11 protein-coding genes are annotated in these 10,812 nt (G+C 56.6%); 6 read left to right on the top strand and 5 right to left on the bottom strand.

All coding sequences use genetic code 11. The annotated features are described in order from the left end of the window. Positions 1–64 precede the first annotated feature (64 nt). From AC3WQN_RS18795 to AC3WQN_RS18775, 5 genes are all read right to left on the bottom strand, one after another. Positions 65–745, bottom strand: coding sequence for a transposase (locus AC3WQN_RS18795; RefSeq protein WP_103400991.1), 681 nt, complete (start codon positions 743–745; stop codon positions 65–67). 175 nt (positions 746–920) lie between these two features. Then, positions 921–1,940 carry an RHS repeat-associated core domain-containing protein gene (locus AC3WQN_RS18790; protein WP_103400990.1) on the bottom strand — a complete coding sequence of 340 codons (1,020 nt, stop codon included), beginning with the start codon at positions 1,938–1,940 and terminating at the stop codon, positions 921–923. Positions 1,941–2,112: 172 nt separating this feature from the next. Further along, positions 2,113–2,832 carry a transposase gene (locus AC3WQN_RS18785; protein ID WP_103400989.1) on the bottom strand — a complete coding sequence of 240 codons (720 nt, stop codon included), beginning with the start codon at positions 2,830–2,832 and terminating at the stop codon, positions 2,113–2,115. Positions 2,833–3,075: 243 nt separating this feature from the next. After that, complete coding sequence (locus tag AC3WQN_RS18780; protein WP_103400988.1) at positions 3,076–3,624, bottom strand: cytochrome b; 549 nt, start codon at positions 3,622–3,624, stop codon at positions 3,076–3,078. 238 nt (positions 3,625–3,862) lie between these two features. Beyond that, the gene (locus tag AC3WQN_RS18775) at positions 3,863–3,994 is read right to left on the bottom strand and encodes a DUF3077 domain-containing protein (RefSeq protein ID WP_103400987.1); all 132 of its coding nucleotides are present in this window, start codon (positions 3,992–3,994) and stop codon (positions 3,863–3,865) included. 289 nt (positions 3,995–4,283) lie between these two features. Here AC3WQN_RS18775 and flhA point away from each other — a divergent pair, with 289 nt between their 5' ends. From flhA to AC3WQN_RS18745, 6 genes are all read left to right on the top strand, one after another. Then, positions 4,284–6,413, top strand: a complete 2,130-nt coding sequence (gene flhA, locus AC3WQN_RS18770; protein ID WP_103400986.1) for a flagellar biosynthesis protein FlhA — start codon at positions 4,284–4,286, stop codon at positions 6,411–6,413. 11 nt (positions 6,414–6,424) lie between these two features. After that, entirely contained in the window at positions 6,425–7,750 is a 1,326-nt protein-coding gene (flhF, locus tag AC3WQN_RS18765; protein ID WP_103400985.1) for a flagellar biosynthesis GTPase FlhF, read from the top strand. A 113-nt stretch (positions 7,751–7,863) separates the two neighbouring features. Continuing rightward, the gene (gene fleN / locus AC3WQN_RS18760; protein WP_027621027.1) at positions 7,864–8,694 is read left to right on the top strand and encodes a flagellar synthesis regulator FleN; all 831 of its coding nucleotides are present in this window, start codon (positions 7,864–7,866) and stop codon (positions 8,692–8,694) included. Next, on the top strand, positions 8,691–9,431 hold the full coding sequence (gene fliA / locus AC3WQN_RS18755; RefSeq protein ID WP_007894214.1) for an RNA polymerase sigma factor FliA: 741 nt from the start codon (positions 8,691–8,693) through the stop codon (positions 9,429–9,431). Before fleN ends, fliA begins: the two co-directional genes overlap by 4 nt. 166 nt (positions 9,432–9,597) lie before the next feature. Continuing rightward, a complete protein-coding gene (locus AC3WQN_RS18750; protein ID WP_003183998.1) occupies positions 9,598–9,969 on the top strand; it encodes a chemotaxis response regulator CheY in 372 nt (123 codons plus the stop codon). 30 nt (positions 9,970–9,999) lie between these two features. After that, positions 10,000–10,788, top strand: coding sequence for a protein phosphatase CheZ (locus tag AC3WQN_RS18745; protein WP_103400984.1), 789 nt, complete (start codon positions 10,000–10,002; stop codon positions 10,786–10,788). The last annotated feature ends 24 nt before the right edge of the window (positions 10,789–10,812 follow it).

Below are 10,812 nucleotides of genomic sequence, written 5' to 3'. Positions count from 1 at the left end.
GTTGTTTGGTCATCTGACACCTCGATCTGGCGAGCATTCTCGCCTAAATGGGTGTCCGGTTTCATTAGACCACTACACCGCGACCTATTATACGAAGCCCTGTGATGTGTTCTATTTCCTCTACAAAGCGGGAGGTTCCCGTCAACTGTCCGCGTTGAAGAGCGCCTCTTATGAGCTCCAGTTCTCCATTCGGAGCGACTTGGGCTACAAATTCTTTATAGCGATTACGGCGAAGGAGTTCAGTTGTGCCCAATGCTTCAAAGCATGGGTCAATATCCAGCCAGTTTCGTTCTGCCGGCTCTTGTAGGCGAAGTCGATAACTTGACCATGGATAGTCCTCTGCGCGTGACACGATATGAGCTCTCACGGGGTTCAGCTCAATGTATCGGCTGCACGCAAGAAGATAGGCGTCAGATTGAACAACACTGGATTTGTAACGGCTCTCCCATAACGTGCCTGAACGCCCTTCCAGCTTATTTCGATAGCGAGTCATGCGAGCTGCAAGGGCTTTCATTAGTTGTCCAAGGCCTGATGCGGTGTCGCCAGGTGCAAGCAAAAGATGGACGTGGTTGGTCATCAAGCAATAGGCATACACGCTTACACCGAAGGCCTCTTTCAGTTCGCGCAGGTCTGAGAGGTAGTATTCAAAATCGGCTGTTTCAGCGAAAACAGCCTGCCGATTGTGACCGCGTTGTACGACATGATGGGGGTGGTTGGGCAGTACTACGCGTCCTATTCTGGGCATGCATCCTCCTACGTCCTTGTAGTGATGATGAAAGCTTAGTGGGAGTGAGTGATTTTGCTCCCGCTATGTTGTAAATAAATCTGTCCCCTTTTCTCCTTTTCTCCTTTTCTCTTTTCTTTGCTTTTCTTTCATAAATCTGTCCCCTTTTCTTTGTCCCCTGTCCCCATTTGGTTTTTTATTCTTGGCCGCGAATGTTGTGAATGATTGAGAGTGGATCGGCGGCTTCGAAAAAATGATAGTGTTTCGGATCTATCCTGTCTTTGAGTAGGGCGATGGATTTATCTCTCTCGAGATATATATTTGCAAAGTCATCATAAGATCGTTTGATGTGATGTTTTTTTGCGATGGTTAATAGTTTGTCTGCGATGTTGAGCTGTTTGTCAATTTTTTTGGCGTATAGGGATATTGCGTGAGAATTATTAATGTTTTTTGGCGCTTTTGATAGTTCTGAGATGGTCATAGTGATTTCGGACATTTTATTTTTTACGTCCGAGAATGTCATGTTGATAAAGAATGTTTCGGGTGTTTCTTTAATAGAGTGTGAGTTTTCTTTTATGTAATCTCTTGCATTTTTATTTTTGTTCAGGGCACGGAATAATCCTTGGTTTTCGGGAAGGTTTTTTGGAAATACTTCATTGATTGTATTTTTTAAAGCTTTCAACCAATTCTGCCCTGTCGTATCAATCCGATTCCTAGGGTCAGAGCCGCAATACACATACGCATTGAGTCCTCCCTTTCCAAACGGGCTCAAACTGTCCGGACTATTAAATCTCATCAACACTGGATTAAAGGCGCGATAGCCATTTCCCAACAAATAATGTCCGGTCACTGGGTCTGATCGCTCTCCATTGAACCCCAGCAAGCTGCCCAACCCGCTTTCGGCCCGGCGATGGCCGTAGGGCGAATAAGCGATGGGCTGTAGCTGGTCGGCTTTAAGAGCCAGCAGTACCGAGCGCTGTAGATCGGTTGCCAGCAACGTGCTTTCGACTGCATCATTCTGACGCTTCTGTTGCGCCAGCAGAAGGTCGTCTTTCTGAAAAATGGAATACCCTATTGCCCCCTGTATTTCCGTACTCAGGCGACTTTTGCAATAAAAGCGCTGTTGCGCTGCTGCACCCGGCAGGAACTGGCTTATCAGCCGATCCAGTGGGTCGTAGCCATAACGGCTGCGCAGGATTGGTTGCGAGGAAGCCATAGAGTTTGCTCCAGATTCTCAGGGAGGCTTGAGTATCGGCGGACTTTTCCGAGTTTGGTACTATCAGAACTGATAGGTTCGCTGCGTTGTATGCCTCGATCAGTTACAAGCCTGGACACCGCTGTGAGCGAAAAAGGGGGCGGATTTATTTTTGATCAAAAGGGACGCGGATTTATCGACCATCCGAGTCATTCGCATTGCGCTTTTTTGTGGGCCTACCTTGCCCGCGACCTATTATACGAAGCCCTGTGATGTGTTCTATTTCCTCTACAAAGCGGGAGGTTCCCGTCAACTGTCCGCGTTGAAGAGCGCCTCTTATGAGCTCCAGTTCTCCATTCGGAGCGACTTGGGCTACAAATTCTTTATAGCGATTACGGCGAAGGAGTTCAGTTGTGCCCAATGCTTCAAAGCATGGGTCAATATCCAGCCAGTTTCGTTCTGCCGGCTCTTGTAGGCGAAGTCGATAACTTGACCATGGATAGTCCTCTGCGCGTGACACGATATGAGCTCTCACAGGGTTCAGCTCAATGTATCGGCTGCACGCAAGAAGATAGGCGTCAGATTGAACAACACTGGATTTGTAACGGCTCTCCCATAACGTGCCTGAACGCCATTCCAGCTTATTTCGATAGCGAGTCATGCGAGCTGCAAGGGCTTTCATTAGTTGTCCAAGGCCTGATGCGGTGTCGCCAGGTGCAAGCAGAAGATGGACGTGGTTGGTCATCAAGCAATAGGCATACACGCTTACACCGAAGGCCTCTTTCAGTTCGCGCAGGTCTGACAGGTAGTGTTCAAAATCGGCTGCTTCAGCGAAAACAACCTGCCGATTGTGGTCGCGTTGTACGACATGGTGGGGGTGGTTGGGCAGTACTACGCGTCCTATTCTGGGCATGCATCCTCCTACGTCCTTGTAGTGATGATGAAAGCTTAGTGGGAGTGAGTGATTTTGCTCCCGCTATATTGTAAATAAATCTGTCCCCTTTTCTCGTAAATAAATCTGTCCCCTTTTCTCCACTGACCCGCTGAAAAGCAAAAGATCGAAGCCATGGCAGATCCCACAGGTGTACACCGTTCCATGTAGGTGTTGCCGTGGCTCCGATCTTTTTCCTGCGAAAACCCACTACTCCACTCGACGCTAAATTCTGGGCAGCATTCCGGCCAGGATGTTGTCCTTGTCGACAAATTGATGCTTCAGCGCAATCAACAAGTGCCCGCCGATCAATGCGCCACAGAACCACGACGTCCAGGTATGAATGTACTTGGCCAGGTCGTAGAGGTCGGGATCGGGATCGACCAGCGGGGGCAAAAGGAGCAGACCCGCCACAAGAATGGGTTTGTCTGCAACCGAACTCCAGTACCAGCCTGAAAGGGGCAAGGCAATCAGGGCAATGGCGTAGAGCAAGATATGTCCGATCATCGCTCCGCGTTTCGTTAGTACGGACATGCTTTCAGGCAAGGCTGGCGGGCGATTCTTCAATCGCCAGGCCACTCGCACAACGATTAAGAAAAGTAGCGTGCTGGCCAGTGCTTTGTGCAAGAAGGTGAGTTCATGATTGGGGTTCAGCGTGTCGCGCCAGTGGGTAGCCAAGATGCCAAGCCCCCAACTCATCATCCAGATGAATGCCATGCTCCAATGCAGCCACTTGGCAATACTGGTGTATCCCGTATTTTTCTTCTCCAGCATTGGCCTTTCCTTTTTTTGTTAAATGAAATTTGATGTTTGGTTGGGTGTCAGGACCGCGCGCGAACAAATAATCAAATATTCAAGAGCGCTTTTTCATTCGCTCAAAGTTTCAATGCCGGGTAATGAGGCTTCACTCAGCGCTTGGGGGATGCCGAGGGTTAAATGAAGCTGCTTGCCGGGTTTGTTGATCGCCGGTCATGCTCGTGGGATGGCGTTAACCGAGAGTTAACCCGAGAGGTCAATCTGGTGAGTCCTGCTGCTGTTTTGTTACGGAAACTTTCAGCGCGTTCACCTCTTCGCAAATGATCGCCTTGCTCATTTCCTGCTGGTAATGCCATGCCCAGACATATCGGTCGCAGTGGCACTCCATGGGCGTTCAAGCGGCGCATGCCCCCTCCTTAACAGTTGCCGAGCCCGCGTGGCTGCGTTCGGCAGCGCAACAGTCGTAGACCGGTTTTGTTTGCAGGGCCGCGTGGGCGGGGTGTGCGAGGACTTCATCCTCGGATGCAGCCTCGCAGGCTCGGCAGCGGCTACAGGTTTGCGTGACATAAGACTCCCCTATTCCCCAGTCGCGGCAAAAGTTGGAAGGCTTCTTGCAGTAGCCGCCCTGCGCCCGCTTCAGGCGTCAAAAGTTTGCTTCAAAGGAACGGGGAATACCGGTGGATCGCTCTCAATTTATCAACAATGCCCGCAGCAACATGGCAGACCTCAGTCGAGGCAATCTGGGTGTGCCGCTGTTGCTGTTGGTCATGTTGGCAATGATGATGTTGCCGATCCCGCCGTTCCTGCTCGACGTGTTCTTTACCTTCAACATTGCCCTGTCGATCGTGGTACTGCTGGTCTGTGTGTACGCCTTGCGGCCGCTGGATTTTGCGGTGTTCCCGACGATTCTGCTGGTGGCGACGCTGCTGCGCCTGGCGTTGAACGTGGCCTCCACCCGGGTGGTGATGCTCCACGGCCAGGACGGGCATGCCGCTGCCGGCAAGGTGATCCAGGCCTTCGGCGAGGTGGTGATTGGCGGTAACTACGTGGTCGGTATCGTGGTCTTCGCGATTTTGATGATCATCAACTTCGTGGTGGTGACCAAGGGCGCCGGGCGGATTTCCGAGGTGAGCGCGCGCTTCACCCTCGACGCGATGCCCGGCAAGCAGATGGCCATCGACGCCGACCTCAACGCCGGCCTGATCGATCAGGGCCAGGCCAAGGCCCGCCGCACGGAAGTCGCCCAAGAGGCCGAGTTCTACGGTTCGATGGACGGTGCCAGCAAGTTCGTGCGCGGTGACGCCATCGCCGGCCTGCTGATTCTGTTCATCAACCTCATCGGCGGCATGGCGGTGGGGATCTTCCAGCACGGCATGACCTTCGGTGATGCGGGCAAGGTGTACGCGTTGCTGACCATCGGTGACGGTTTGGTGGCGCAATTGCCATCACTGCTGCTGTCCACCGCCGCGGCGATCATGGTGACCCGTGCATCGGGCTCCGAAGACATGGGCAAGCAGATCAACCGGCAGATGTTTGCCTCGCCCAAGGCCCTGGCCGTATCGGCCGCGCTGATGGCGATCATGGGGATCGTGCCGGGCATGCCGCATTTCGCTTTTCTCAGTATGGCGGCAGTGGCGGCGGGCGGTGCCTACCTGTTCTGGAAGAAACAGAACACCGTCAAGGTGCAGGCGCTGGAAGAGGTCAAGCGCCAGCAGGAACTGCTGCCGTCGCCGGCGCGGGCCATGGAGACCAAGGAACTGGGCTGGGACGACGTGACCCCGATCGACATGATCGGCCTGGAAGTCGGCTACCGCCTGATTCCCCTAGTGGATCGCAACCAGGGTGGGCAGTTGCTGGCGCGGATCAAGGGCGTGCGCAAGAAGCTGTCCCAGGACCTGGGTTTCCTGATGCCGACCGTGCACATCCGCGACAACCTCGACCTGGCGCCCAGTGCGTATCGCCTGACCCTGATGGGGGTGATCCTCGCCGAAGCGGAGATTTATCCGGACCGCGAGCTGGCGATCAACCCGGGCCAGGTCTACGGCACGCTCAATGGCATCACCGCCAAGGATCCGGCCTTTGGCCTGGAAGCGGTGTGGATCGAAGTCAGCCAGCGCTCCCAGGCGCAGTCGTTGGGTTATACCGTGGTTGATGCCAGCACGGTGGTGGCAACGCACCTCAATCAGATTCTGTACAAGCACTCCAGCGAGCTGATCGGCCACGAAGAGGTCCAGCAACTCATGCAGTTGCTGGGCAAAAGCTCGCCGAAACTGGCCGAGGAACTGGTGCCGGGCGTGCTGTCGCTGTCGCAGTTGCTCAAGGTGTTGCAAGCGCTGTTGGCCGAACAGGTGCCGGTGCGCGACATTCGCAGCATCGCCGAGGCCATCGCCAACAACGCCGCGAAGAGTCAAGATACCGCCGCTTTGGTGGCCGCGGTGCGTGTCGGCTTGTCCCGCGCTATCGTGCAAAGCATTGTAGGCACTGAGTCCGAGCTGCCTGTGATCACGCTGGAGCCAAGGTTGGAACAAATATTGCTCAATAGTATGCAGAAGGCTGGGCAAGGCGCCGATGAGGGTGTCTTGCTGGAGCCAAGCATGGCCGAGAAGCTGCAGCGCTCACTGATCGACGCGGCGCAGCGTCAGGAAATGCAAGGTCACCCGGTGATTCTGTTGGTCGCAGGACCGGTCCGCGCGATGCTCTCGCGGTTCGGCCGCCTGGCAGTCCCGGGGTTGCATGTGTTGGCGTATCAGGAAATCCCTGACAACAAGCAAGTGACCATCGTGGCGACAGTAGGGCCCAACGGCTGAGGTAGTGGTTTATGCAAGTTAAGCGTTTTTTCGCCGCCGATATGCGTCAGGCCATGAAGCTGGTTCGTGATGAGCTGGGCGCTGAAGCCGCCATCATTGGCAACCGTCGCATCGCCGGTGGTGTCGAGCTGATGGCTGCCCTGGATTACAAGCTGTCGGCGCTGGCACCACGGGTGCCGAACATGGAACTCGAAGACGAGCTGCGCAAGACCCAGACGCGGATCGTCACCGCCCAGGCCGAACTCAGCCTGCGTGGCGATGGCGAGGCAAGCACCAGCACCAACCGTCAGTTGTTTGCCGGCCTGCCACTGACGGCGGCCGAACCGCTGATCGAGCCCACGCTGTCCGAACCGCCACGCCCTGCGCCAGCACCAGTGGCAGCGGCCACTGTCGACGTGCGGGCCTATGATTCGATGCGCTCGGAACTCAATGGCTTGCGCGAGCTGCTGGAAGTGCAATTGGGTTCGCTGGCCTGGAATCAACTGCAAGGCAGCCGCCCGCAACAGGCCAACCTGTGGCGTCGTCTGCAGCGCATCGGCCTGTCCGGCCCGCTGTCGCGCGACCTGCTGGCGTTGACCACGGACATTGAAGAGCCTCGTCAAGCCTGGCGCATGCTGTTGGCGCATCTGGCGAGGATGATCGTGACCCCCGAGATCGAGCCGCTGGAAGAGGGCGGTGTGATTGCCATGGTCGGCCCTGCCGGCATGGGCAAGACCACCACCCTGGCCAAGCTGGCCGCGCGTTACGTGCTCAAGTACGGCGCGCAGAACATTGCGCTGGTGAGCATGGACAGCTACCGCATTGGCGCCCAGGAGCAACTCAAGACCCTGGGACGGATCCTCAATGTCTCGGTCACCCATGTCGACCCGGGACAGTCCTTGGCTCAGGCCCTGGATCCACTGTTGCGCAAGCGTGTGGTGCTGATCGACACCGCCGGCCTGCAAGCCAGTGATCCGGCGTTGCGCATGCAACTGGAAAGCCTGGCCGGTCGCGGGATCAAGTCGAAGAATTACCTGGTCCTGGCCACCACCAGCCAGAAGCAGGTGCTGACCGCCGCGTACCACAGCTACAAGCGTTGTGGGCTGGCGGGCTGCATCCTGACTAAACTGGATGAAACGGCGAGCCTGGGCGAAGTGTTGAGCCTGGCGATCAGTCACGAATTACCGGTGGCCTATCTGACCGATGGGCCGCGGATCCCGGATGATCTGCATTTGCCGCGCCGCCATCAGTTGGTCAGTCGCGCCGTGAGTGTGCAGATGCAGGAAGAACCCAGCGAAGAAGCCATGGCTGATATGTTCGCTGATATCTACCACAGTCCGACCAAGCGGGTTGGCTGAGGTAACAATGACTAGATTTGTATCTACATCGATGGCCTGCCATGCATTGTTCAGTATTGAACGCGCAGCCAGTCATGTAGCCCGCGTCTAAGACGACAAGGTATAGAAAGCACATGGGCAGCATGCATCCCGTACAGGTGATTGCGGTGACCGGCGGCAAGGGTGGCGTCGGTAAGACTAACGTGTCAGTGAACTTGTCCCTGGCTCTGGCAGAGCTCGGCAGGCGAGTCATGTTGCTGGACGCCGACCTCGGGTTGGCGAACGTCGACGTGTTGCTGGGGCTCACCCCCAAGCGCACGCTGGCCGACGTGATCGAGGGCCGCTGCGAACTGCGTGATGTGTTGCTGCAGGGGCCGGGCGGCATTCGTATCGTGCCGGCCGCCTCGGGCACTCAGAGCATGGTGCACCTGAGCCCGGCCCAACACGCCGGCCTGATCCAGGCGTTCAGCGACATCGGTGACAACCTCGATGTGCTGGTGATCGACACCGCTGCCGGTATCGGCGAATCGGTGGTCAGCTTTGTGCGCGCCGCCCAGGAAGTGCTGTTGGTGGTGTGCGACGAGCCGACCTCCATCACCGATGCCTACGCACTGATCAAACTGCTTAATCGCGACTACGGCATGAACCGTTTCCGCGTGCTGGCCAACATGGCGCAGAGCCCGCAGGAAGGGCGCAACCTGTTCGCCAAGTTGACCAAGGTCACGGATCGCTTCCTGGATGTCGCCTTACAATATGTCGGCGCGGTGCCTTACGACGAAAGCGTGCGCAAGGCCGTGCAGAAACAGCGCGCCGTGTACGAAGCCTTCCCCCGCTCCAAGTGCGCATTGGCCTTCAGGGCCATCGCGCAGAAAGTCGATACCTGGCCGTTGCCCGCCAATCCGCGCGGGCATCTGGAGTTTTTCGTCGAGCGCCTGGTGCAACAAACGGCGGGTCCGGTGTTATGACAGCCAGCGGTTACAACCTGTACAAGAAGTCGGCGCGTGACGCGCAGTACGAGCTGATCGAGCGTTACGCGCCACTGGTAAAACGTATTGCCTATCACCTGCTGGCGCGTCTGCCGGCCAGCGTGCAGGTGGAAGACCTGATCCAGGCGGGGATGATCGGGTTGCTTGAAGTGTCGACCAAATACGACGCGAGCAAAGGAGCAAGTTTCGAGACCTATGCCGGGATTCGTATCCGCGGCGCGATGCTCGATGAAGTGCGCAAGGGGGACTGGGCGCCACGTTCGGTCCACCGCAATACCCGGATGGTCAGTGACGCGATTCGCTCAATTGAAGCTAAAACCGGACGTGACGCTAAAGATCACGAGGTTGCGGCCGAACTCCAATTGAGTCTCGATGATTATTACGGGATTTTGAATGACACCTTGGGCAGCCGCCTATTCAGTTTCGACGATCTGTTGCAGGACGGCGAACACGAAGGGCTGCACGAGGATGGCGCGAGTGCTCATCTTGAGCCGTCGCGTGACCTGGAAGATGAACGCTTCCAGGCCGCGCTGGCAGACGCGATTGCCAATTTGCCGGAGCGTGAGCGACTGGTGTTGGCGCTGTACTACGACGAAGAGTTGAATCTCAAGGAAATCGGTGAGGTCCTGGGGGTCAGCGAATCGCGGGTCAGCCAGTTACACAGCCAGTGCGCGGCCCGTTTGCGGGGGCGTTTGGGAGAGTGGCGAGCGCGTTGACAGCAGTGTGGGGACACTGCGAACGAGACCGGTGTGGCGTGCAGCCGCACAGGTTTCAATCCGTTGTGCTCCAGACAGTCGTTGAGTGTTACGCCTGATTGATTGAATGGCGTGTCCAGGTGCTGGGCGCGTTTAAGACTGCTTGGAGGTCGAATTGGACAAGAACATGAAAATCCTCATCGTTGATGACTTCTCAACGATGCGGCGGATCATTAAAAACCTGTTGCGTGACCTCGGGTTCACCAACACGGTCGAGGCAGATGACGGCACTACGGCCATCCCTGTGCTCAACAGCGGCAGCATCGACTTTCTGGTAACGGACTGGAACATGCCTGGCATGACCGGCATCGATCTGCTGCGCCACGTGCGCGCCGACGAAAAACTCAAGCACCTGCCGGTGTTGATGGTGACCGCTGAAGCCAAGCGCGAGCAGATCATCGAAGCGGCCCAGGCCGGCGTCAACGGCTACGTGGTCAAGCCGTTCACGGCCCAGGCGTTGAAAGAGAAGATCGAGAAAATCTTCGAACGCATCGGTTGATAGGTGGTGCCACTGCGCCACGGGGGAGCTATGGAGCAAAGAGAGATTTCACAGGGCGATTTTGAATCGACCCTGAAAAAACACGCGGTCGAATTGGTCGACAGCCTTGAAAAGGGCAAGTTCGGCGACGCCGTGCAACTGATCCATGAGCTCAACCAGACCCGTGACCGCGGCCTGTACCAGGAAGTCGGCAAGCTGACCCGTGAGCTGCATAGCGCGATCGTCAATTTTCAGATCGACCCGCACATGCCGCAGGCCGAGGAAGTGTCGCAGATCACGGATGCCACCGAGCGCCTGTCCTATGTGGTCAAGCTGACCGAGGCCGCTGCCAACCGCACCATGGACCTGGTCGAGAGCAGTACACCGCTGGTCAATGCCCTCGGCACCGATGCCCGGGCCTTGAGCTCGGACTGGGGGCGCTTCATGCGTCGCGAGGTCGGGGCCGAAGAGTTCCGCGAGCTGGCCCGGCGCGTCGACGGTTTCCTGACGCGCAGCGCCGAGCAGACCCAGGTCGTCTCAGGCCACCTCAATGACATTCTGCTGGCCCAGGATTACCAGGACCTTACCGGTCAGGTAATCAAGCGCGTGACGCAACTGGTCACGGAAGTCGAAAGCAATCTGCTCAAGCTCGTGCTGATGGCCAGTCAGGTCGATCGCTTCGCGGGCATCGAACATGACCGCGAATCGATGCTGGCTGAAAAAGATCCGAAAAAACATCTGGCTCAGGGTGAAGGTCCGCAGATTCATGCCGATAAACGTGATGACGTGATGTCCGGTCAGGACGATGTGGACGATTTGCTTTCCAGCCTTGGTTTTTAGGTCACAGGTCGTGATGACGGTGCA

It is taken from the genome of Pseudomonas sp. FW300-N1A1, from assembly GCF_058789115.1.
Note: the sequence above shows the minus strand (reverse complement) of the source record. Positions and strands in the feature narration are given on the sequence as shown.